Annotated in this window: 12 protein-coding genes; 8 read left to right on the top strand and 4 right to left on the bottom strand. The window is 41.7% G+C overall.

The genetic code is table 11. From position 1 onward, the window contains the following. Positions 1 to 69 precede the first annotated feature (69 nt). From KTO63_RS18385 to KTO63_RS18370, 4 genes are all read left to right on the top strand, one after another. The gene (locus tag KTO63_RS18385; RefSeq protein ID WP_217793054.1) at positions 70 to 3,276 is read left to right on the top strand and encodes a SusC/RagA family TonB-linked outer membrane protein; all 3,207 of its coding nucleotides are present in this window, start codon (positions 70 to 72) and stop codon (positions 3,274 to 3,276) included. A gap of 27 nt (positions 3,277 to 3,303) precedes the next feature. Then, a complete protein-coding gene (locus KTO63_RS18380; RefSeq protein WP_217793052.1) occupies positions 3,304 to 4,722 on the top strand; it encodes a RagB/SusD family nutrient uptake outer membrane protein in 1,419 nt (472 codons plus the stop codon). A gap of 480 nt (positions 4,723 to 5,202) precedes the next feature. Continuing rightward, positions 5,203 to 8,406, top strand: coding sequence for a SusC/RagA family TonB-linked outer membrane protein (locus KTO63_RS18375; protein WP_217793050.1), 3,204 nt, complete (start codon positions 5,203 to 5,205; stop codon positions 8,404 to 8,406). A gap of 28 nt (positions 8,407 to 8,434) precedes the next feature. Next, positions 8,435 to 9,856: a RagB/SusD family nutrient uptake outer membrane protein gene (locus KTO63_RS18370; protein ID WP_217793048.1), complete on the top strand. Its 1,422-nt coding sequence runs from the start codon at positions 8,435 to 8,437 to the stop codon at positions 9,854 to 9,856. A 610-nt stretch (positions 9,857 to 10,466) separates the two neighbouring features. Here the strand turns inward: KTO63_RS18370 and KTO63_RS18365 are convergent. Next, positions 10,467 to 12,857, bottom strand: coding sequence for a T9SS type A sorting domain-containing protein (locus KTO63_RS18365; protein ID WP_217793046.1), 2,391 nt, complete (start codon positions 12,855 to 12,857; stop codon positions 10,467 to 10,469). A gap of 324 nt (positions 12,858 to 13,181) precedes the next feature. Here KTO63_RS18365 and KTO63_RS18360 point away from each other — a divergent pair, with 324 nt between their 5' ends. Further along, entirely contained in the window at positions 13,182 to 15,236 is a 2,055-nt protein-coding gene (locus KTO63_RS18360) for a DUF3857 domain-containing protein (protein WP_217793044.1), read from the top strand. Between the two features lie 91 nt (positions 15,237 to 15,327). Here KTO63_RS18360 and KTO63_RS18355 read toward each other — a convergent pair whose 3' ends face one another. The 3 genes from KTO63_RS18355 to KTO63_RS18345 form a co-directional block, all read right to left on the bottom strand. Then, positions 15,328 to 16,128 carry a hypothetical protein gene (locus KTO63_RS18355; protein ID WP_217793042.1) on the bottom strand — a complete coding sequence of 267 codons (801 nt, stop codon included), beginning with the start codon at positions 16,126 to 16,128 and terminating at the stop codon, positions 15,328 to 15,330. Positions 16,129 to 16,521: 393 nt separating this feature from the next. After that, the gene (locus KTO63_RS18350) at positions 16,522 to 18,324 is read right to left on the bottom strand and encodes an ABC transporter ATP-binding protein (RefSeq protein WP_217793040.1); all 1,803 of its coding nucleotides are present in this window, start codon (positions 18,322 to 18,324) and stop codon (positions 16,522 to 16,524) included. Between the two features lie 270 nt (positions 18,325 to 18,594). Further along, on the bottom strand, positions 18,595 to 20,136 hold the full coding sequence (locus KTO63_RS18345; RefSeq protein ID WP_217793038.1) for a YifB family Mg chelatase-like AAA ATPase: 1,542 nt from the start codon (positions 20,134 to 20,136) through the stop codon (positions 18,595 to 18,597). Positions 20,137 to 20,372: 236 nt separating this feature from the next. Here KTO63_RS18345 and gltX point away from each other — a divergent pair, with 236 nt between their 5' ends. From gltX to KTO63_RS18330, 3 genes are all read left to right on the top strand, one after another. Continuing rightward, the gene (gltX, locus tag KTO63_RS18340) at positions 20,373 to 21,899 is read left to right on the top strand and encodes a glutamate--tRNA ligase (RefSeq protein WP_217793036.1); all 1,527 of its coding nucleotides are present in this window, start codon (positions 20,373 to 20,375) and stop codon (positions 21,897 to 21,899) included. A gap of 181 nt (positions 21,900 to 22,080) precedes the next feature. Then, entirely contained in the window at positions 22,081 to 23,619 is a 1,539-nt protein-coding gene (locus tag KTO63_RS18335) for a glycosyltransferase family 39 protein (protein WP_217793034.1), read from the top strand. Positions 23,620 to 23,744: 125 nt separating this feature from the next. Further along, positions 23,745 to 24,164, top strand: coding sequence for a cobalamin B12-binding domain-containing protein (locus KTO63_RS18330; RefSeq protein ID WP_217793033.1), 420 nt, complete (start codon positions 23,745 to 23,747; stop codon positions 24,162 to 24,164). Positions 24,165 to 24,496 lie beyond the last annotated feature (332 nt).

The following is a 24,496-nucleotide window of genomic DNA, read 5'->3' as shown; positions in this document are numbered from 1 at the left end:
AAGTCGTGTTATTTAACATTGATTTACTTTTGCGCCCGACCTATTGTTTAATCAAATCTAAAAACACACATGAGAAAACAGCTGATAATGCTGCTAGGCATCGTATTGCTTAGTATCTTCTCTTTCGCCCAAACCCGGCAAATCTCCGGTAAAATCACCGATGAAAAAGGTAATCCGGTATTCGGAGTATCGGTGGTTGTTAAAGACACGAAAATTGGTACTGTAACAAAAGAAGATGGAAGTTTTTCGTTCAGCGCTCCTGCGACAGCGAAAACGATCATTATATCTGGCGTTGGCTTTGCTGAAAAGAAAGCGCAGGTGGGGAGTGCACCAATAACAATCGTCCTCGAAAAAGAGGACAAGAAGTTGGATGAAATTGTTGTGGTAGGTTATGGAACCAAATCTGTTAAAGAGGTTACAGGTTCTGTATCAAAAATAAAAGGTGATAGAATTGCATCAGAGCCTCTTGCAAGTTTGGATCAGGCTTTGGCAGGTAAAACTGCGGGTGTGCAAATCGGCTCATCTACTGGTACACTGGCTGATCGTACAGCCATAAGAGTTAGAGGTATCAACTCTGTAACTGCATCTTCACAACCACTTGTAGTAGTTGACGGAGTTCCTCAGATGGATGTTGATGGAGGTAATCTGAATGGTTTTAACAGTGGTAATGGAACAAGATTTGATCCGTTGGCATTGATCAACAGTGCGGACATTGAATCAATTGAAGTGTTGAAAGATGCCGGTTCTGCTGTAATGTACGGTTCCCGTGCATCAAATGGTGTAATCTTGATCACAACTAAAAAAGGTAAAAGAGGAACCGTTAAAACGAGCATAGATTCCAAATTTGGCTTTGCTACTGCATCCAAACTGCCTTCTTTGTTGGACGTAGATCAGTTCACTACTATTCAGAATGAAAAAGTTTCTAACCGCTATGGTCAAGCTTATGGAACTTATCCTCCTGCAAAACCAAGCGATATCAACAAAGATGGTAAAGACGATAACACCAACTGGTTAGATTTATTGTATCGCACAGGAATGACCTACGATAACTCAATTTCGTTTTCAGGTGGTGCAGATAAATTATCAATATATGGTTCTGCAAGATATTTAAAGCAGGAAGGTATCATTATCAACAACCAGTTGAAAACAGGACAGATCAGATTGAACCTGGATTTCGTGCCAAAGACTTGGTTTAAAGCTGGATTGCAAACATCGTATTCAAGAACGATGAACAATGGTGTTCTTTCTGATGGTTACATCGCAGGTGTATCGGTATCAGGATGGATGGCACCACCGAATGTTTCTGCGTACAATCCAAACGGACCGCAAGGTTACAATCTTAACGCATCGGGACTGTTGGATCTTGGGAACAATGTGCCTTCTGTAAAAACGTCTCCGACACAAACAGTTTCTTTGTTGCCTTCAAGCTCTTATTATTCTAACGTACTTGCTGCAATTAAAACAGGACGTAATGACAATATTGCACAAGAGTTGAGAGCTAATATCTACGGAGAGATCCAGCCATTGAAAGGCTTAAAGTATACATCTAAATTAGGTGTCCAATATTTGGGCAACCTTGAAGATCAATACACTGCTCCATTTATTTCTGGCTTAGGTCTTACATATGGTGGATTGGTACAGGACCAAAACCGTACGTGGAACCAATGGACTTGGCAGAATTATATAAACTATGACAAAACTTTTGGTTCAGACCATAAAGTAGGCGTTGTGGTTGGTACAGAAGATCAGTACACAAAATACCAATACTGGTTTACAGGTGCTGCTAACTTCAGTGATCCATATTTCACGCACGTTATTGATGGTGCTTACACTAACACACAACCAGGCAAAACTGACGTGTTGGACAACACTGGTGGTAACCTGAACAGCAAAGGATTGATCTCTTATTTTGGAAGAGCAAACTATTCTTATGCTAACAAATACTTCGTTGAAGTGGCCGTTCGTAGAGATGGTTATTCAGGCTTTGGTGTGAACAACCAATTTGGTACGTTCCCAAGCGTATCATTAGGATGGGAGTTGACTAAAGAGCATTTCATGGAATCTATCAAATGGGTTAACTACATGAAGCTTCGTGGTAGCTATGGCGTTGTTGGTAACTCAAGTGGCATTGGACCATACGATTCAAGAACATTGTATTCAGGTAAATCTTACACGAGCTTAAATGGTCTTGGCATCTATCAATCTGGTAACCCTGCTTTACAGTGGGAGAGTGCAAAGAAAATGGATGTGGGTGTTGATATGACATTCCTGAAAGGTCGTTTGTCTGCAACTGTTGATTATTTCAACAACAACATCGACAATTTGCTTTTGAAAGCACCAGTAATCTATACTGTAGGTATTCCTAACTCAAGCATTCCTTATAACGTAGGTAAAATGTATAACAGAGGTCTGGAACTTACAATCAATGCAACTCCCGTTGTTGCAAAAGATTTCACCTGGACTACCTCATTCAATTTCACGAAAATTAAAAACCGTGTTACTGAGTTGATCGCTGCTAACAAAAATGCGGACATAGCAGGCGCCTATACTTACACAGTAGCAAGTGTTGGCAGACCGTTGGGTTCATTCTGGTTACCTACATGGGCAGGTGTTGATCCAAACAGCGGTAACCCAATGTGGATGGCTGCAGACAACACTAACAAGATCTGGGATTTTGCATCTCAGTCATGGCTGAACGATGCAGGCACAAAAGTATCTGCACTTGGTATTGCTGATTATAGATACACAGGGAAATCCGGTTTGCCTACATGGTACGGTGGATGGGATAACACCTTTACTTACAAAAGTTTTGATTTAGGTGTTGCTGTCAACTTCAGCGGTGGTAACTACATTTACAATTCTACAAAAGCCGGAATGCTGGCGAATAACTTCGCTAACAACTTTGGTGAGATCTTGAATCGTTGGCAGAAAAAAGGTGACGTTACTGACGTTGCAAAATTGTACGCGAATGACAACACTGCTAACAGTGCTTCCACAAGATTTTTGGAAAAAGGTGACTATTTGAGAGTAAGAACAATTTCTCTTGGATATAACCTGCCAGCTTCTGTTCTAAAAAGAATGGACATTGAGAAATTCAGAGTTTTTGCTCAGGTTTACAATCCGTTTATCATTACAAAATATAGCGGACTTGACCCTGATGTAAACTACATTTCTCAATCGGCAACTGCTAACACTTCCAACATTACACTTGGTGTAGATAATCGTGGAACTCCGCAAATGCGTGTAGTAACTCTTGGATTGAATGTTGGTTTCTAATGTGGGGTACATTTAAAATTGAAAAACATGAACAGTAAAAAAATAATAAATATTTCTCTCGCACTTTTATTTGCAGTAAGTGCATGTAAAAAGTCGAACGTTTTTGAAGATCCGTATGCTTACATCACTCCGGATGCTGCATTTTCTTCTCCAGATAAAATTGAAAAATCTGCAGTGGGTATGTACGATGCATTACAAAACCTCAACTTTCTTTGCGGAAGGGTTTTGATCTATGCAGACCAAAGAGGTATAGATGAATCACCAAATTCATATTTCAACAATGTTGGGTTCCTTCCGAACCTGACAGCAAGCGACGCAACTGCATCATTATCATGGCGCGATGGTTACAACACCATTTATGTTGCAAACAATTTCCTTCAAAATTTCCAGTCAAAAACTGACATGGTTACGGCTGACAAAGCCAATCAATATGTAGGTGAAGCAAAATTCATCAGAGCTTTGTGTTATACCTATCTGGTTAACCTTTGGGCACAACCGTATAACAAAACATGGAACAATACGGACACAACAACGTTGGGAGTGCCTTTGGTATTAACTGCTTCTGCAGATCCTTTTGCAGCAAGCAACCAGGTGCCTCGTGCAAAAGTTGTTGATGTATACAGCCAGATAGAAGCTGATTTGCTAGAGGCAAAAGATAAATTGCCAGCTCCTTCTTCAGATGCGTTTACGCGTGTAGCAAGAGCTAATAAAACCTCTGCACTGGCATTGCTTTCCCGCATTTATTTGTACGAAGGCAAATGGCAAAAAGCATCTGACTATGCAGACTCTGTGATGAGCTATTCTTCAATTTTGAAACTTAATTCATCTCCGGAGTTGACTTTCCAAAGTCCGTACACAAGCGGCGAGTCCATCTTCTCTGTTGCTATGAATGGCGCGGACAATCCTAATACCAACAACTCACTGGGCCAGCATTATGGATCGCATTCCCGTGGTGATATCAATGTTTCTGGAGACTATGTGGCGTTAATGGATACATTGCACGATGCACGTTACAAAAAGCTGATCGAAAGTTACAAAGGATTGTTCTGGACCAAAAAGTATCCAGGCATCACTACAGATTTTGTACCTGTGATCCGCTATGCAGAAGTTCTTCTAACAAAAGCAGAAGCCCTCGCAAGATTAAATACTGCGGCGGCAGACGCTTCAGCGTTAGGCTTCTTAAACCAGGTACGCCTTAGGTCCAATTCTACTTTGCCTGTTGTTGCGGCTACTCCATCTGCACTGGTTGATTCTATCGTGGCAGAAAGACGAATTGAGCTGGCATTTGAAGGACATGGCATTATCGAGTTCCAAAGAACTGGCAGAGCTTTACCGGCTCACTATGGTATTCCTGCTACACCTTGGGCATCTCAAAAAAGTGTTATGCCAATTCCTGATTATGACCGTCAGAAGAATCCTAATCTGGCTCAGAACCCAGGATATTAATATTTATCAAGATTACTTTCTTTCGAAAACCGCTTCAAATGAAGCGGTTTTTTTGTGCCCAAGCCTGCTTTTGCCACCTGACAAAATTGCGCTAGAAAACTTCGTAAGCTTCTCATTATCATTTCCTTTTACAATTGCTCGCCCTCTTATTACGTTTTATTAAATCGCATGCTTTTTCCGAATTTCTTCACTTGACTGCCATCAAGATAAGCTTGGCGAAAATAAAATGGTTTTATCACAGTTTTTTCGATTGTTTTTACCCAAAAACATTGTAAAAATATTTGGCTTTTATAATTATTACACTTTTATATAAAGTGTTTCCCGCAAAAAATTAAAAAAAAATTAATTCACCAGCGGAGAGCTAACCTGAAAATTTGACAAAACCAAATATTTTTAATTATCTTGGTCTAAATCGAATGTTATTTAACATTTCTTTATTTTTGATTCAACCTATTTTCTAAACCAAATACCAAAACACACATGAGAAAACAGCTGTTAATGCTGCTAGGCATCGTATTGCTTAGTACCCTCTCCTTTGCGCAAACCCGGCAAATCTCGGGTAAAGTCACCGATGAAAAAGGAAATCCGATATTCGGAGTTTCGGTGGTTGTTAAAGACACTAAAACTGGCACGGTAACAAAAGAAGATGGAAGTTTTTCGTTCAGCGCTCCTGCGACAGCGAAAACACTTGTCATTTCTGGCGTTGGTTTCGCTGAAAAGCGAGTGTCAGTTGGATCTGGAGCAATAAATGTCTCCCTCGAAAAAGATGATAAAAAATTAGATGAAATTGTTGTTGTGGGTTATGGCACCAAAACCGTTAAAGAAGTTACCGGTTCAGTTGCAAAGGTAAAAGCTGAGAAAATTGTAGCGGAGCCGCTTGCAAGTTTTGATCAGGCTTTGGCAGGTAAAGCTGCCGGTGTGCAAATTGGTTTGTCTACTGGTACACTCGCTGACCGTACACAAATAAGAATCAGGGGAATCAACTCTGTAAGTGCATCTGCTCAACCGCTCGTTGTAATTGACGGTATACCACAAATGGACGCTGGTGGTGGTAACCTGAATGGTTTTAACAGTGGAAATGGAACAAGGTTTGATCCATTGGCACTGGTAAACACTGCGGATATCGAATCTATGGAGATTTTAAAAGATGCAGGTTCCGCGGTAATGTACGGTTCCCGCGCATCTAACGGTGTAATATTGATTACAACAAAAAGAGGTAAGAGAGGAACTGTTAAAACATCTATCGACTCTAAAGTTGGCTGGGCTTCTGCTTCTAAACTGCCTTCTTTGTTAAACGTAGATCAGTTCACTACTATTCAGAACGAAAAAGTATCAAACCGCTATGGCCAGACTTACGGAACTTATCCTCCTGCAAAACCAAGTGATGTCAATAAAGACGGCGTAAATGACAATACGGATTGGATGAGTGTGTTATATCGCACTGGAATGACTTATGACAACTCTATTTCATTTTCAGGTGGTGCAGATAAATTGACCGTTTATGGTTCTGCAAGATATTTAAAGCAGGAAGGTATAATACAAACTAACCAGTTAAAAACCGGCCAGATCCGTTTGAATTTGGACTTCGTGCCTAAATCATGGTTCAAGGCAGGCTTGCAAACATCGTATTCAAGAACTTTGAATAATGGTGTTCTTTCTGATGGTTATATCGCGGGTGTTTCCATATCAGGATGGACGGCACCACCTAACGTTTCTCCATTTAACCCAGACGGACCAAGTGGTTACAATCTTACCGCTGCTGGTCTTTTGGGGCTTGGAAACAACGTGCCATCAGCTAAGACATCTACGGGTTCAACCGTTTCTTTGCTACCGAGCGCTTCTTATTACTCTAACGTACTTGCGGTGCTTAAAACCGGACGTAACGACAATACCGCGCAGGACCTGAGAGCAAATATCTACGGCGAGATCCAGCCTTTGAAGGGGTTGAAGTACACTTCTAAATTGGGTCTGCAATATTTGGGCAACCTTGAAGATCAGTATACTGCTCCTATCATTTCAGGTTTGGGTACCACATACGGTGGCCTGGTGCAGGACCAAAACCGTACATGGAACCAGTGGACATGGCAGAACTACATCAATTATGACAAAACCTTTGGGTCAGATCATAAATTGGGAGTTGTAGCCGGTATTGAAAATCAATACACAAAATATCAATATTGGTATACTGGTGCTGCTAACTTCAGCGATCCATACTTCACTCATATTATTGATGGTGCGTATACAAATACACAGCCCGGTCAAACTACCGTGTTGGATAACACAGGTGGTGATCTGAACAGCAGAGGAATTATCTCTTATTTTGGAAGAGCAAACTATTCTTATGCGGGTAAATATTTTGTTGAAGTTGCAGTTCGTAGAGATGGTTATTCCGGCTTCGGCGCGGATAATCAGTTTGGTACTTTCCCAAGCATATCTGCAGGATGGGAACTGACAAAAGAACATTTCATGGAATCTGTTAGATGGGTTAACTATCTGAAGCTTCGCGGAAGCTATGGTATTGTGGGTAACTCAGCGGGAATCGGACCATACGACTCAAGAACTTTGTATAGTGGTAAATCTTATACCAGCTTAACAGGGCTGGGTATTAAACAAGCCGGTAACTCTGCTTTACAGTGGGAAAGTGCAAAGAAAATGGATATCGGTTTTGACGCGACGTTCCTGAAAGGCAGGTTGTCTGCAACTGTTGATTATTTCGACAACAATGTAGACAAGTTGTTATTGAACGCTCCGGTAATTTATACTGTAGGTATTCCTAACTCAAGCATTTCTTACAACGTAGGTAAAATGTATAACAAAGGCTGGGAATTTACAATCAATGCCACTCCTGTAGCTACAAAAGATTTCACATGGACCACATCATTTAATTTCACAACCATTAAAAACCGCGTTACAGAGTTAGTGGCTGCTAACAAGAACTCAGATATCGCCGGCGCATTTACTTATACAGTAGCAAGTGTTGACAAACCATTGGGTACATTCTGGTTACCTACCTGGGCAGGTGTTGATCCAAACAACGGTAACCCAATGTGGTATGCAGCAGACGGCACTCATAAAATATGGGATTTTGCAAGCCAGAAATGGTTGAAAGATGACGGTAGTGCTGCATCTGCACTTGGTATTGCCGATTATAAATACACTGGAAAATCAGGTCTGCCTACATGGTATGGTGGATGGGATAACACATTCACATACAAAAGCTTTGATCTCGGCTTTGCTGTAAACTATACCGGTGGTAATTACATTTACAATGCTACCAAAGCGGGAATGGTTACTAACTTTTTCAGCAACAACTTTAGCGACGTGCTGAATCGCTGGCAGAAAAAAGGTGATGTAACAGACATGCCAAAGCTGTATGCAAATGACAACGCCGCTAATGCTGCTTCGACAAGATTCCTCGAGAAAGGTGATTATTTGAGAGTAAGAACGATCTCTCTTGGATATACTTTGCCTGCTTCTCTTTTGAGAAAAATGGATATTGAAAAATTCAGGGTTTTTGCTCAGGTGTACAATCCCTTTATCATTACAAAATACAGTGGATTGGATCCTGATGTAAACTACATTTCTCAAGGTGCAACCAACACTTCTAACCTTACACTTGGTGTAGATAACCGTGCGACTCCGCAAATGAAAGTGTTTACAGTAGGATTGAATGTTGGTTTCTAATGTGAGGCATACTAAAAAAACGATAAACATGAAAAGTAAAAAAATAATAAATATTTCTCTCGCAATTTTATTTGCAGCGAGTGCATGTAAGAAGTCGACCATTTTTGAAGATCCGTATAACTCTGTTAGCCAGGGTGCAGCATTTTCTACCGCGGACAAAGTTGAAAAATCTGCGGTGGGTATGTACGATGCTTTGCAAAACCTCAACTTCCTTTGTGGAAGGGTTTTGATTTACGCAGATCAAAGAGGCATAGACGAGGCACCGAATTCATATTTTGGAAACGTAGGGTTTCTGCCAAACCTGACAGCAAGTGATGGAACTGCGGCGGCTTCATGGCGCGATGGTTACAACACAATTTTTGTCGCGAATAACTTCCTTCAGAACCTGCAGGCAAACATATCTGTGGTTACGCCAGACAAGGCCAATCAATATGTAGGGGAAGCAAAATTCATCAGGGCATTGTGCTACACGTACCTGGTTAATCTTTGGGCGCAACCGGTTAACAAAACCTGGAACAACTCAGACACAACAACGTTGGGAGTACCTTTAGTATTGACAGCTGCTACCGATCCCTTTGCGGCAAGCAACCAGGTAGCTCGTGCAAAAGTTACAGAGGTTTATGCCCAGATAGAAGCTGACTTGCTGGACGCAAAAAGTAAATTGCCTGCTCCTTCCACCACAGATGCGTTTACGCGTGTTGCAAGAGCTAACAGAAGTTCTGCATTAGCATTACTTGCCCGCATTTACTTGTATGAGGGCCAGTGGAAAAAAGCATCCGACTATGCGGATTCGGTAATGACGTATGCTCCTACTTTGAAACTGAATGCTTCACCGGAAATTACGTTTGCAAGCCCATATACAACAAGTGAGTCTATCTTTTCTGTTGCTATGAATGGTGCGGATAATCCTAACACCAACAACTCCCTGGGTCAGCATTATGGAGCTCGTGCCCGTGGTGATATTAATGTGTCAACAGAGTATGCGCTACTAATGGACACGCTGCATGACGCTCGTTTTACAAAATTGATGGAACGTTATAGCGGATTGCTTTGGACGAAAAAATATCCTGGTATCACAACAGATTTTGTACCGGTACTTCGCTATTCAGAAATTCTTTTGACAAAAGCAGAAGCAGTTGCAAGATTGAACACTGGCGCTGCAGATGCTAACGCTCTTGGTTATGTAAACCAGGTGCGTACAAGATCAAATCCTACTTTGCCAATCGTTGCGCTTACACAACCTGCACTGATTGATTCTATCTTGAAAGAAAGAAGAATTGAGCTGGCGTTTGAAGGACATGGAATTATTGAGTTCCAGAGAACTGGTAGAACATTGCCTGCTCACTACGGTATTCCAGCTTTACCCTGGGCTTCTCAAAGAAGTGTAATGCCAATGCCGGATTACGATCGTCAGAAAAACCCTAACCTGGCTCAGAATCCTGGTTACTAATTTTCTAATCCAATATCTGCACAGGAATTTATTTAAACGCTGTGTTACAATAGGTTGATTTTTCGGGCCGGCATTCTTGCCGGCCCTCTCTTTTTTAGTGATTGAATGATTGAATAACTAGTGGTTGGATTTCAGGGTTTAACTACCGCATTCAGTCATTCTGTTATACAGTCATTTTCTTTTACCACTAAGGCACTGAGGGCACTAAGTTTCACTAAGGGTTTTTGTCAGTGCAACGATTTAGATTGTTTCGAACTTCGTAGAGATGCATTGAATGCGTCTTTGCAATACCCAGGGTTGTTGCATTGGATCGAACATGCATTATATACAAGAGACGCCTTCAAGGCGTCTCTACAGTGGTCCATACATTCTTTCATCAATCAATTTTCAGGTTTGTAAATCTTAGCGTCTTCTTAGTGAAGCTTAGTGCATCCTTAGTGCCTTAGTGTTGAATATTTGTGGCTTGCACATCCGCGACCTTCGTACCTCATACACCGTCCATCATCCATCCTACATCATACACCATACTTTGCCCTTCAAGAACCAACCAAAAAAAAAGACTGCCTCTTTCGAGACAGCCTTTATTCAATCAATCATTAAAACTCATTTTTTACTTCACAAGTCGTACTTGTGTTTGTAAGTTATCACCCACCAATCTGATCACATATTGACCTGATGGTAAGCTACCAAGGCTGGAAACAGATTGTGTGTTATAACCTTTGTTTCCTTGCAGATCAATTTGTTTGATCAATCTGCCCACCATATCGTAAACGTACACTTTCACTTTACCTGCATTTTCCAGGTTGTATGATAAGTTCACGTGATCAACGAATGGATTCGGGCTGATTTGTATTTGCAATGCCTGAGCTTGCAGATAAACTACTTTGCTATATTTAAAGTCGCCGTTAATGTCAACTTGTTTCAAACGATAGTAGTTGTTGCTAAGCGGAGATGCATCAACAAATGTATAGTTGCCTACAGGAGCGTGAGATGCAGCTACAGCACCAAGTTTGGTGAATGTTCTGCCATCGCCGCTTCTTTCAACATCAAAGTGGTCATTGCTTACTTCGTTTTCTGTTTGCCATGTCAAAGTAGCTTTGCCACCAGACAGAACAGCTTTGAAAGAAATGAAGTCAACAGGCAATGGAGCATTTACAGGAGGGAAAACAACACCACTGAATTCAGATGTATTGCCATCAGCATCTGTAGCAGTAGCTGTTAAACCTGTTGTAGTTGTTAAGCCTGGGAACAATATTTTTGGAATGGTAAATCGAAAGCGGTTAGTTGTGATAGTAGCAGGGTTGTTGTTACCTTCAAGTACTTTATCATACGCACCGGTAATACGTAAGTCGTCTGAATAACCATCCAGGTCACCATCCTCTTTCAGGCGAATGTAGGGAATAAGGCCTTCTCCGAAACTTTTGGTGAAGCCCAAAGGAAGCGGATTTGAAGGGTGTTTACCATCTGCTTTGTAAAACTCAATAATAGCACCCGGATCGCTGAATCCATTAATAACAAAATTATCCCCTTGTTCAGTAATTGCAAATATCACAGGAGCATTGATATAATTGTTAGGGCCAGTCAAAGAAGCACTGTGGTTATTACTAACGCCTCTGCCCGTAGTAAGGTCAGTCTTCAGATCAATACCAAGCTCTACGTTGCCATACATTCTGTTTCTTGAAATGGTAAGGCCGGTAAGTTTACCAGTACCAGCGAAACCTGTGTAGGTGGAAACACCAGATTGTTTATTAAACGCGATAACGTTTCCTTCTCTCAAATCGGTAGTGCCATTGTTATCACTACCAACCCAGTTGTTGATAACATCATAACCACTCATCGCTTCAGCGTAAACACCAAAGATGCCGTTACCTCTGTCTGCAACACCCGGAGCAAAAGTTCCGATAAAGTTGTTGAAGATCATGTTATGCTGAGTAGTGTTGCCACCAAGCACGGCGTAGTAGTCACCCGCTTGCAGTTTGATGCCATATTTTGTGTTAGAACCGATGCTATTTGCTTGCACAGCTTCAATACCACCAATTGTGTTAGCGCTGGAGTTCCAAACAATAACACCCATCACATTTGGAGCTGCGTTGTTTGCCGCATCTAAACCTATTTTGTTACCAGCAACAGTATTTGAATCTGACGAATTGTATAACCATACACCGTATTTAGCATTGTTGCCAATTACGTTTCCTTCAACATCATCGCTTGTGCCATTCGCATCTGTACCAATAAGGTTGTTTTTAGAACTTTTGTCTAAAACGATACCTGCGGTGCTGTTGCCAATAGCTTCAGCACCACTCGCGCCGACACCTATATAGTTACCTGCGATTTTTGCATTTCTTGCAAATGCAAGAGCAATACCATTATCGAGGTTAGCACCTATAACGTTGCCTTCCCATGCATCCTGAACACCGTCACCATTTGTACCAATGGTAATGTTCCAGGTGCTCGCGGTAGCACCGGTAGAAGTTCTGATACCGTTTCTGCCGTTAGACGCAGCAGTAGTGCCAAATTCGTTTGTTCCGATGAATGAACCCCAGATGCTGATGTTTTGCAAACCACCATTGATGGTAATGCCCGATTCACCAAAGTTTCTGATGTTCAGACCGGCAAACTCAACGTTGCTTGACGCAATTTGCAATCCACTTAAGTAAGCAGGCAAACCCATTCCGTCAATAACGATTGAAATGGTACGTGAAGTAAATGTGCCTGGCTGCGATCCCGGTTGCGAGTAACCGTTAATGAAAAGCGGATCAATAATAACAGGAAAGCCACTAAGGCTGGGTTGAAATACAAATGGGCCGGAGCCTGCAATGTTGAAGCTAATAGTGTCCTTACCCGCATGATTATTTGCTTGGGTAATAGCGTCGCCTAATGAGCCGGTACCATTAACATTTGTGTTGGTAACCCAATAGGTGTTAGCTTTTGTGGAGGTGATGATAAAAAAGAACAACAAGGCGGCAAAAACCCTCTTGTAAGATGAGTACAAGTGTTTCATAAACCAAATTTTTGTTTTCGAAATGTAGTTTCAGATAATAAAAAGAAAGGAGACGGGACTTATTAAAATCTGGTCTTTAGATAGGAGGATAAGAATGCCGGTTACGCGACTAAATTTTGTTTGGCTTATTTATAGGAATGAAGATAGGTACCGCTAAAGTAGAAACTTATTTGGATATTTAAAACAGTTCCCCAAAAAATTCATTTCTAAATGGCAAAAAGTGTGCCTTCATTGTCAACACGTTATAAGTATTTATACTTACCCCAACCCAGTCTAAATACTTTTGTGCATATTTACAATTGCGTTTAAACCTAAACCCTTGATATGCTACGAAAACTCTTTTTAATTTCCCTGTTCGCCAGCTGTCTGTGCGTGTGTGTAAGGGCCGCAGAAAAGGTGTCTATAACGGCCATGCCCACGTGGCTTTATAAAACAAACCCCAGCCTGGACAAGAAACCCGAAGCCCGGGACATCAGCAACGGCTACTACCTGGAACTGATGGATGAGCAGGTAAACATTCCTCTGCAAACTGAATATACCCATTTAATAAGGCATATTGTAAACGAGTCTGGCGTTGAAAATGCCTCCGAAGTCTCTGTAAGTTTTTCCCCCGAATACCAGAAGGTCATTTTTCATAAAGTTGCCGTTTGGCGCGATGGAAAAATGATCAACCAGCTTACGCAGGGTGCCATACAGGTAGTGCAGGAAGAAACAGCATCTGCCAGCCTGCAGTACAACGGAACAAAACGCGCCTTCATCATTTTAAAGGACGTAAGAAAAGATGATCGCGTAGAAGTCTCTTATTCCGTAACCGGATTTAATCCCGTGTTTGGAAGCCGGTTTGACAACAGCTATTATTTTACCAGCAGTACCGCTTTGTGTAATTATTTTCTCACTCTGATCGCACCTGCTTCTACAAAACTCAACTTTAAATATTTCAACCAGGCAGTTGCACCAACCCAAATTACAGAAGGAGCAACTACGGTTTATCATTGGAACAATCCTGCAACGAAACTCTGGGAAAGCGAAGGAGACATTCCCGACTGGTACATTACCGTGCCCTACGTAAGTGTAACGGAATATGGCAACTGGAATGAAGTGGTAAGGTGGGGACTAAAAACATTCAACAATTATCAGTATACTTTTTCGCCCGCGCTAAATGCAAAGATCACAGATTGGTACAAACAGGCTAAGGGATACAACGATGATTTCGCCTCCCTTGCCCTGCGGTTTGTACAGGACCAGGTGCGTTATCTGGGGTTGGAAATTGGCGAAAATTCCCACAAACCGCATGCGCCGGAGGATGTTTTCAAAAACAGGTTTGGCGATTGCAAGGACAAGTCGCTTTTATATTCTTCCATTTTACAGAAAGCGGGGATGAAAGCCTACGTGGCACTTGTAAACACGTCCATGAGAAATAAATTACTCGACGCCACGCCCGCGCCGGGCCATTTTGATCATGCGATTGTGGCAATAGAAAGGTCCGCAGGTACCTATATTTTTGTTGACCCTACTTACACACACCAGGGCGGAGCGCTCATCAATACGTACGTGCCGGCTTATGGTCAGGCGCTTATCCTGCGAGATGGCATCAATGCACTAACCGCAATTGAGCCCTCGGAAGTATCGGCATCGAGAATTACTGAAACTTTTTGGGTAAGCAAAAAAGGAGAGAAGAGCAATCTTGAAGTGGAATGCGAATACAAAGGCGGCATGGCAGACGATGTTCGTAGCTCCTTTGCAGAAAACAGTATTAGGGACCTTGAAAAAAGCTCGCTTCAATATTATGCCTCTACCTATGAAAGCATACTACAAGATAAAAACTGGCAAATAAAAGACGACAGCGATGCGAACTCAGTTAGTGTTACTAAAACCTATGCGATTCCTACCATCTGGAAATCGGAGAGTGGTGCAGATAAATTCAGCGTGCTTGGTCGCCGCATCTACGAGCAGCTTCCTAATCCAAAAGGCCTGGCGAAAGGCGCACCGCTTGCATTGTCCTATCCAGTTGATATTACCAATACCATTGCGATTAATTTTTATGAGGACTGGGCGCTCGACGCAAATGAATTGCACATAAAGAACGACGCTTTTGAATTTGACTTCAACCCCGAGATCATCGGCTCAAGAGTTGTATTAACCTATCACCTGAAAACTTTCAAGGACCATATATCACCAGAAGCGCTCGATAAATACAAAGAGGATTATAAAAAAATGGTAGACAACCTGGAGTATGAGTTCAGCTACGATAATGGCAACGGGAAAACGCAGCTAAGAAAATCAGATCCAACAAAAAGCCTCAGCAACAAACAGATGGCGATGATGTTGGTCATTGGAGTAGGGATATTCCTAACAATAAGACATTTCTTAAACAAATAACTGAATAACTGATTAACTGAATAACTGAGTGGTTCATATCCGATCTCACATTACAACTATCAACCACTCAGTTATTCAATGATTCAGTTACTCAGTTATTGTAAAAATACTCCGCTTCCATCGTCACTTTATTCCCCGGATCGTCCTCGTAATAATTAGAGGATAAGGTTTTTTCCAGTTTTAACGAGTTTATGGTAAAATCAGTTTCGTAAATAGATTTATAGCCCGGTGTAACTTTTTCAACTCTCTTTGGCAATTTCTTCAAACTGTTTAATACCGGGTAGTTGTACAGTTCATACATCTCTTCAAGATCTGTGGTGCTGACAAACGGCCACGGATTGAAGGAAGTGTTTTCCGAATATGATTTGATCAGGATGATGACTTGCTGATTGTTTTTATCAGTCGATGTGATTTTTGAAAGATCGTCTGTACTGTTGTACTCATACACCGAGTTGTAAATAAGATGTTTGCCTGCTTCATTCAGCAGGTAATATTTAAGGGAAGCTACCTTTCCTGTAGATGTGTAAGTGTAGTCAAACTCATATTTCGCAATGGAATAAATGCTTGACATTGTAATATTACTCACCTGGCTTTTTTCATTGTATGCATACTGGCTGCTTTTCAATGATCGCGTGCTGGTGATGGTGACAAGTTTGCTGTTTGTGTAAGCAAAATTTACCGTGTCAATTCCGTACGGAGTATCGTAGATGATTTGCTTTTGTGTATTATCAGAATTGTATTCGAAATTGGCCGAAGCATTCTGGTCTTTCCATTCAATTTTTGTGAGCAAAGGTCCTGAGGCATTTTGAGGAATCGAGTCATCGTTCTTTGTACAGCTTTGAAGAAACATCAAGGCTGACAAAATAACGAGGCTGTAAAATGCTCTTATCATAACAAGGTTTTAAACGGTACAAGTGCGTAAAAGAATATTGAGCTTCCCAAAACCTAAAACGTTGCATTCACCTCAAACCGGCACCTAAAAAAAACAATTATTTCTAAAGAAAAGTTTAAAAATTTGACCTGTGGTCAATATAACTACTAAGGCGGTACACGGATTTTAACCACAGAGGCAACAGAGGTTTTTTCACAGAGGAAAGGAGAAAGGCGTTTTTATATAGTAACCAAAAAGAAATAGCTGGTCTCAAGAATTCCTGTGACCAGCTATTATTTATTAGGATTACCCTCCTTTACTCTGTGGAAAAAGCTCCTTATCTCTGCGGTAAGAAAAAACCCTTAGTGAGAAGTGGTGTTTTCTGTGCTTCAGCGGCAAAACAAATGCGAAGCATTACGCTATCTTCAAATTCTTTCTTTCTCCAATCTGCTGTCTCCACATTGCATAATACAAACCCTTTTGTTCCAGCAAATATTCGTGGTTCCCGGTTTCTACAACATTGCCTTGCTCAAGCACATAAATTCTATCGGCATGCATAATGGTAGAAAGTCTGTGCGCAATTAAAATAGTGATTTGATCTCCTTCTGAAGAAACCGACCTGATAGTAGATGTAATTTCTTCCTCAGTAATAGAATCCAATGCAGAAGTGGCTTCATCAAAAATTAAAACTTTCGGTTTGCGCAGCAACGCACGTGCAATCGACAAACGTTGTTTTTCTCCACCGCTTAATTTCAAACCACCTTCACCGATCATTGTATCTAAACCTTTCTCTGCACGGTTCAATAATTTTTGACAGGAAGCTTTTTGCAATACATCCATGAGATCCTCTTCCGTCGCGTTTGGATTTACAAACATCAGGTTCTCTTTAATACTGCCTGCAAACAGTTGTGTATCCTGCGTTACAAAGCCTATCTGATTTCTCAGGTCATCAAAATTGATTGAACTTTCATCGATGCCATTGTATAAAATTTTTCCTTCCTTCGGCCTGTACAAACCCACCAGCAATTTCATCAACGTTGTTTTACCCGAACCTGAGGGCCCAACAAAGGCAACGGTTTCGCCTTTGTTCACGGTGAAACTAATATCTTCAATAGCACGATAGTTTGCCGTTTGGTGCTTGAAACTAACGTCATTAAAACTTAGGGATTTTACGTCGCCCAAATGTTTTGCATGCTCTGGTTGCTTCTCCGGCGCCTTCTCCATCAGGTTATGAAAGTTGATGAGCGATGCTTCAGCTTCACGATAGGCAAGAATAATGTTTCCAATTTCCTGCAGCGGCCCGAAAATAAAGAAAGAATAAAACGTCAGCGTTAACACCTGTCCCGGAGTAATGCTGTTTCTAAACACCAGCAATGCCAAAACAAAAACGATGGATTGTCTGAGGAAATTTACAAACGTACCCTGGATGAAGTTCAATGCCCTGAGGCTTTTAACCTTCTTCAATTCCAGCCCAAGTATTTTGTAAGTGTTTGCATTCAGGCGCTTCACCTCCTGGTTGGTCAAACCAAGGCTTTTCAGCAACTCAATATTGCGCAGCGATTCAGTAGTAGAGCCGGCAAGTGAAGTTGTTTCAGCAACAATGCGTTTTTGAATGATCTTTATTTTTTTACTCAGTACACTTGTAAGCCATGCAAGTATTGCAGCGCCCACAACATAGATCGGCATAATGGACCAATGCAAACTAAACGAATAGATCGTTACAAATACGATACCCACAATAATTCCGAAGAGCACATTGATGAACATGGTGATGAATTTCTCCGTGTCTGTACGCACTTTTGTAAGTATCGATAACGTTTCACCACTTCTTTGATCTTCAAATTCCTGGTATGGAAGCTTCATTGAATGTTGCAGACCATCTGTAAAAATTTTTGCGCCGAATTTTTGCACGATCACATTTACAAAATAATCCTGGAAAGCCTTCGCAATGCGCGATACCATGGCAACACCAATAAGCATTCCCAGGTATTTTAAAAGACTCCAAAAGAAGTCGTTCCACGAACGGGTGCCTTCAGCATGGAAAACTTTGTCCTTGTCTACGCTGCCATAGTCATGGGCATGAATCAGCAGCTTGTCAAACAGTTTACCAAATATCAGCGGATCAAATAAAGAAAACACCTGGTTGATCGTCGCCAACAACAACGCCAACCCTATCAGCCACTTATACGGCTTTAAATATTGTAAAAGAATTTTCATGATAACTTAAAATTATAACAAAAAGAAGGGTAAGGATGTTCCAACAGCAAACAACGTGCGAGATACTTGGAGTGACAAGATAGCAGGGAAATTTGAAAATTTGGTAATTTGAAAATTTGAAAATGTAGGTCGCCGAAATCTTGACGACCCTAAAAAATGGTTACAATTAATTAATTGTCAAATCTTCAGGATAGAAAAGGATTATTTACTACGCTGCACAGAAAGAATTTTCAAATTTTCAAATTTTCAAATCCTCAAATTTTCAAATTGTCATCCAGCCCATCCCTCCCGGTCCAAGCTCCTGTATTGGATGGCCTCTGCCACATGCTCAGCCTTAATGGTTTCACTAGCCGCGAGGTCGGCAATGGTTCTGGAAACTTTGAGGATACGGTCGTAAGCCCTCGCCGAAAGGTTCAATTTGTTCATGGCGATTTTAAGCAAATTAGCACTGATGTTGTCCAGTACGCAAATTTCCTTTAACTGCTTACTATTCATTTGTGCATTGCAGTAAACTCCGGCGCTTTCCTTATACCGCTCCGCCTGAATTTCTCGTGCAGTGATCACGCGTTCGCGGATGTTTTCGGAGCTTTCGCCGTTTTTAGAAGACGACAATTCATTAAATGGCACAGGCGTTACTTCCACGTGAAGATCAATCCTGTCCAGCAACGGACCGGAAATTTTGTTGAGATATTTTTGAACGGCACCGGGTGGACAGGTGCATGGTTTAATCGGATGATTGTAATATCCGCAAGGGCAAGGGTTCATGGATGCCACCAACATAAAACTGGCGGGAAAATCGAGTGCAACTTTGGCACGTGAAATTGTGACGCGTCTTTCTTCCATTGGCTGGCGCATTACCTCAAGAGCAGTTCGTTTAAACTCCGGCAATTCATCCAGAAACAACACACCGTTATGCGCAAGCGAAATTTCGCCCGGCTGTGGAACGCTACCTCCTCCCACAAGCGCTGCATCTGAAACCGTATGGTGCGGGGAACGAAAAGGGCGTTTGGAAATAAGCGTGGCATTGTCCGGCAGCTTTCCCGCAACACTGTGGATCTTTGTAGTTTCGAGTGCTTCGTGCAAAGTAAGTGGCGGCAAAATAGTCGGCAGTCGTTTAGCGAGCATCGTTTTGCCGGCACACGGCGGCCCGATCAGAATGGCATTATGCCCGCCCGCAGCCGCAATCTCCAGTGCCCGTTTAATGTTTTCCTGTCCCTTCACATCACTAAAATCAAAATCAAAAGAGTATTGAGAGCTGAAAAATTCGTCTCTTGTATCAACAACAACAGGTTGCAAATTTTTTCCCGATTGGAAGAACTCAATAACTTCATTAATGTGTGAAACACCATACACCTCAAGACTGTTGACCATCGCAGCTTCACGGGCATTTTGTTTCGGCACGATCAATCCTTTAAAACCTTCCTTGCGGGCCGTGATAGCAATGGGCAACGCACCTTTTATCGGCTGAATGGTGCCGTCAAGACTTAACTCACCCATCATTATGTAATCTTTCAACGCATCTATAAGCTCCAGTTGCTCCGATGCACCAAGCAAGCCCATCGCAATCGGCAGATCAAAAGCAGAACCCGATTTCTTAATATCAGCCGGCGCCAGGTTAACAACCACCTTGCTGCGTGGCATACGATAACCGTTTGTTTTAATAGCGCTATCAATACGCTGCGCACTTTCCTTCACCGCAACATCAGGCAAACCCACGACTGCGAAAAAACTTCCTTCGCTTACATTCACTTCAATTGTTATAGTAATAGCCTCCACGCCATACACAGCGCTTCCAAACGTTTTAACTAGCATAGAATAATTTACAAGGAGAAAAAATTGTTGCAGGTAAATAGGTGGGTGGCAAAGATACGGCAATTTGAAAATTTGGAAATTTGAAAATTTGAAAATGGTGGAAGCGCCATTCCTGTGGTTTTTGTTCATTTCTTTAAAGCAAATTGGGAAATATTTATCGGCAGAGTTTAAGAGAATCGGCGTTCTCCCTCATTTTCAAATTTTCAAATTCTCAAATTTTCAAATTAATTTGCGGCATGAGCAATCAAGTAAGAGTCAGATTCGCCCCAAGCCCAACCGGTGGCTTGCACCTGGGTGGCGTTCGCACAGTGTTGTATAATTATTTATTTGCCAAACAAAATGGCGGAGACTTTATTTTAAGAATAGAAGATACGGACCAGACACGTTTTGTGCCCGGAGCAGAAGAATATATTTTCAATTGCCTTGCGTGGTGCGGCCTCACACCCGATGAAAGCCCGAAACACGGCGGCCCCTATGCGCCATATCGCCAAAGTGAAAGAAAGGAAATGTATCGCCAGTATGCCGAGCAGTTGATAAAACAAGGCAATGCTTACTACGCATTTGATACAGCAGAAGAGTTGGAAAAAATGCGCACAGATTTTAAAACAGACGAAAATCCATCTCCACAATACAACTTCGTTATCCGCGAAAAGATGAAAAACTCTTTAACGCTGGGCGAAGCCGAAACGCAAAAGCTACTCGCAGAAGGCGCGCCGCACGTGGTCCGCATAAAAATGCCTCAGAACGAAGAAGTGAAATTCACCGATATGATCCGCGGAGAAGTAGGCTTCAACAGCAGTCTTGTAGATGATAAAGTTTTGCTAAAGGCAGACGGCATGCCTACTTATCACCTCGCCGTGGTAGTGGATGATTATTCCATGAAAATATCACACGCATTCCGTGGTGAAGAATGGCTGCCAAGTGCTCCTGTTCATATTTTGCTGTGGAGATATTTAGGCTGGGAAAACGACATGCCACAATGGGCACATTTGCCGTTGATTTTAGGCCCTGATAGCTCAAAACTGAGCAAGCGTCACGGTAATAAATATGGCTTCCCCATCTTCGCCATGAATTGGACAGATCCGAAATCACAGGAGCTGACAGAAGGATTTTACGAAAGAGGATTTTTATCACAAGCCTTTGTAAACTTATTGGCAATGCTGGGCTGGAACGACGGAACAGAGCAGGAAGTTTTTTCCATGGAAGAATTGATCCAGCGATTTGACATCAGCCGCGTAAGCCATAGCGGAGCTATTTTTGATTTTGAAAAAGCAAAATGGTTCAACCACGAGTGGATTAAGAAATTGCCTGTTGCTGAATATAAAGAGCAGGTAAAGAAAATATTTGCAGACAATAACATTACGATTACGAATGACGAACAGTTTGCAAAAGTTTTAGAGTTGGTGAAAGATCGTTGCACATTGTTGAACGACTTTGTGGCGCAGGCATCTTTCTTCTTCCAATCACCAAAAGAAATTGACACTGCTGCCATTAAGCCAAAATGGGATGAGAAGAAACAACAATTTTTTGCAGAATTGATTCGTGCATATGAATTGCTTCCAACATGGCAACACGACGATCTTGAAAAAGAATTCAAAGAAATAGTAGCTGCTAATCAAATGAAACCCGGCGAACTCATGATGCCCTTACGTGTAATGCTCGTGGGCGGAAAGTTCGGTCCCGGCGTATTCGACATCGCTGGCATTATTGGCAAAGATGAAACGATAGCGAGGATTAAGCATGCGCTCGCGCTGCTCGGATAGAGACGGAACGCAGATTTTCATGATCGTCAAGATTTTTTATGATTTGAAATATAGGAACGCTAGTTGAAGTGATGTAGAATCATTTTGGCTAGCGTTCTTTTTGTTATTCAAAAATCTTTTCAAATCATGACAATCATGAAAATCTGCGTTCCATTCTCTATCTTGTTGCAAACAAGCTTACATGAAACAGTACACCAAACTGTTATACCTACTCGCTCTGCTTCGCCTCATCATTCCTTATTTTTTACAGGATAGTATTTACCAGCCGCACAGAGATGAATTTCTTTACCTATCTGAAGGAAGTCACATGGCGTGGGGATACATGGAGGTGCCGCCCATGTTGTCGGTGTTTGCATGGCTCACCAATTTTTTTGGTGGCAGCATGTTCTGGATAAAATTCTGGCCATCGCTTTTCGGCTCGCTGACGTTTTTGCTTGTAGGAAGAATTATTCTGTCATTAGGCGGAAGAGCGTTTGCGTTGGTGCTTGGCTGGCTGCCGTTTTTGATCGATGGTTATGTGCGAGTCTTCTTTTTATTTCAACCCAATTGCATTGAAATATTTTTCTGGACATTGATCGGCTTTAGTCTTGTACGTTACATTCAAACCTCGCAGAACAAATGGTTGTATCTTTTTGGCGTTGCTGTTGGGCTGGGATTGCTGAGCAAATACACCGTCGCCTTTTACACAGCGTGCATATTAGTTTCATTACTCATTACAAGGCATAGAAGAATATTTTTGAACAAGCATCTGTATTACGCCGGTGCGATTGCGTTTTTAATTTTTCTTCCAAATCTTCTATGGCAATACAATCACCGCTTTCCTGTGTTTTTTCACATGCATGAATTGCAGGAGTATCAGTTGCAGTATGTTAGTCCCGTTTCATTTATTGCAGGCCAAATATTCATGAACCTGCCAATGATCTTTGTGTGGGTTGCCGGGTTGTTCTTTTTGGTATTTGCAGAAAGAGGAAAACCTTACCGAGCCTTTGGTTGGGCCTATATACTCATCATCATTTTTCTGCTGGTAATGCATGGCAAAGATTATTACGCGTTGGGCGCTTACCCAATATTATTTGCGTTTGGCGCCTATCATTTGGAAGCGGTGACAACAGGAAGGTTGAAGTGGGCGCGTTATGCAATGTTGATCTTTGGTTTGATATTGGGTGCGTACGCAATGCCAGTAGCACTTCCCGTTGCGAAGCCGGAAACATTGCACAAATACTATGAAAAATCCGGCGTTGCAAATACCGGCGCATTGACCTGGGAAGATCAACAAAAACATCCGTTGCCACAAGACTTCGCTGACATGATGGGATGGAAAGAAATAGCATTGAAAACTGCCGATGTTTTTTATGGGCTGCACGATTCTATTCGAATACACACATTGATCTATTGCAGATCGTATGGTGTAGCTGGCGCTATTAACTACTACGGAAAACAATATCGCTTGCCTGAAGTATATAGTGGAAATGCCACTTTTTTATTATGGATGCCTGACACATACAAAGTAAAAGCGATCATTCTTGTTGGGCATGATTTGCCCGACAGCACAGAAACCGCCTACAAACAATTCGCGACCTATAGCGTTGTCGATTCGCTTAACATGCCACTTGCACGTGAAAACGGAATAAAGTTTACTGTTTTTAGAAATCCAACAGATTCAGTAAATGAAGTTATTGAGCGAATAGTTGCCGAACATAAGAAAAGGTTTATTAGATAAAGTCAAAAGTAGAAAGTCAAAAGGCAAAAACCGTCTAATTTCAAACAGTAGAATTGACATCAGTCAGGTCGATTTTTTACTTTTTACTTTTTAATTTTTCCTTTCTTTGCCTCAAATACGATTGCATGACGAATAAAGCAAAAAGACCGATTCGTGTACTGGTAGCAAAAGTGGGCCTCGATGGCCATGACCGCGGCGCCAAAGTGATTGCCACCGCACTGCGCGATGGCGGCATGGAAGTAATTTACACGGGTCTTCGCCAAACACCTGAAATGGTGGTGAATGCTGCTTTGCAAGAAGATGTTGATGCAATTGGCGTAAGCATTTTATCCGGCGCTCACATGACCGTTTTCCCAAAGATCATCCAACTCATGAAAGAAAAGGCAATGGACGATGTGCTGCTAACCGGCGGCGGTATTATTCCGGATGACGATATGCAGGAATTAAACAACATGGGTGTAGGCAAGTTATTTGCACCGGGCACAGAAACTACAGAGATTATTAACTATATACAAGGTTGGGTGGGAGAGCATAGGGAGTTTTAGTGGAGAGTGGAGAGTGGAGAGTTGAGAGATGCTAATTTATACATATTATTTAGGTCCAAAGGAGGTTGCTTCTTTGGACTTTTTTTATGTGCGACCCAAAAGCAGGAAGTTGAATTTGTAGAGACGCATTGAATGCGTCTCTCTCGCACAGCTATACCGCTCGCGAATGTCGATGCAAGGCAAATATTTGCTAGCATTCTTATATCCGAACAGAGACGCGTTCAACGCGTCTCTACAAACAGTCAAATTATAATTAAAAATATATTAATATTAATGATAAAATATGTGCATTATATCGAGTGTTTAATATAAATAGTTCATTTATTTTCTGT

Origin of the sequence: Pinibacter aurantiacus (assembly GCF_019130065.1) — a bacterium.
In the GTDB taxonomy this organism is placed as follows: Bacteria; Bacteroidota; Bacteroidia; order Chitinophagales; family Chitinophagaceae; genus Pinibacter; species Pinibacter aurantiacus.
The sequence above is the reverse complement of the archived record's forward strand: the minus strand, read 5'-3'. Positions and strand labels throughout refer to the sequence as shown.

Bases quoted from the DNA above. Each gene is read 5' to 3' on its own strand.
- KTO63_RS18375 (WP_217793050.1), top strand. From the start codon at position 5,203: ATGAGAAAACAGCTGTTAATGCTGCTAGGCATCGTATTGCTTAGTACC.
- KTO63_RS18370 (WP_217793048.1), top strand. From the start codon at position 8,435: ATGAAAAGTAAAAAAATAATAAATATTTCTCTCGCAATTTTATTTGCA.
- KTO63_RS18350 (WP_217793040.1), bottom strand. From the start codon at position 18,324: ATGAAAATTCTTTTACAATATTTAAAGCCGTATAAGTGGCTGATAGGG.
- KTO63_RS18365 (WP_217793046.1), bottom strand. From the start codon at position 12,857: ATGAAACACTTGTACTCATCTTACAAGAGGGTTTTTGCCGCCTTGTTG.
- gltX (WP_217793036.1), top strand. From the start codon at position 20,373: ATGAGCAATCAAGTAAGAGTCAGATTCGCCCCAAGCCCAACCGGTGGC.
- KTO63_RS18335 (WP_217793034.1), top strand. From the start codon at position 22,081: ATGAAACAGTACACCAAACTGTTATACCTACTCGCTCTGCTTCGCCTC.
- KTO63_RS18360 (WP_217793044.1), top strand. From the start codon at position 13,182: ATGCTACGAAAACTCTTTTTAATTTCCCTGTTCGCCAGCTGTCTGTGC.
- KTO63_RS18330 (WP_217793033.1), top strand. From the start codon at position 23,745: ATGACGAATAAAGCAAAAAGACCGATTCGTGTACTGGTAGCAAAAGTG.
- KTO63_RS18355 (WP_217793042.1), bottom strand. From the start codon at position 16,128: ATGATAAGAGCATTTTACAGCCTCGTTATTTTGTCAGCCTTGATGTTT.
- KTO63_RS18380 (WP_217793052.1), top strand. From the start codon at position 3,304: ATGAACAGTAAAAAAATAATAAATATTTCTCTCGCACTTTTATTTGCA.
- KTO63_RS18345 (WP_217793038.1), bottom strand. From the start codon at position 20,136: ATGCTAGTTAAAACGTTTGGAAGCGCTGTGTATGGCGTGGAGGCTATT.
- KTO63_RS18385 (WP_217793054.1), top strand. From the start codon at position 70: ATGAGAAAACAGCTGATAATGCTGCTAGGCATCGTATTGCTTAGTATC.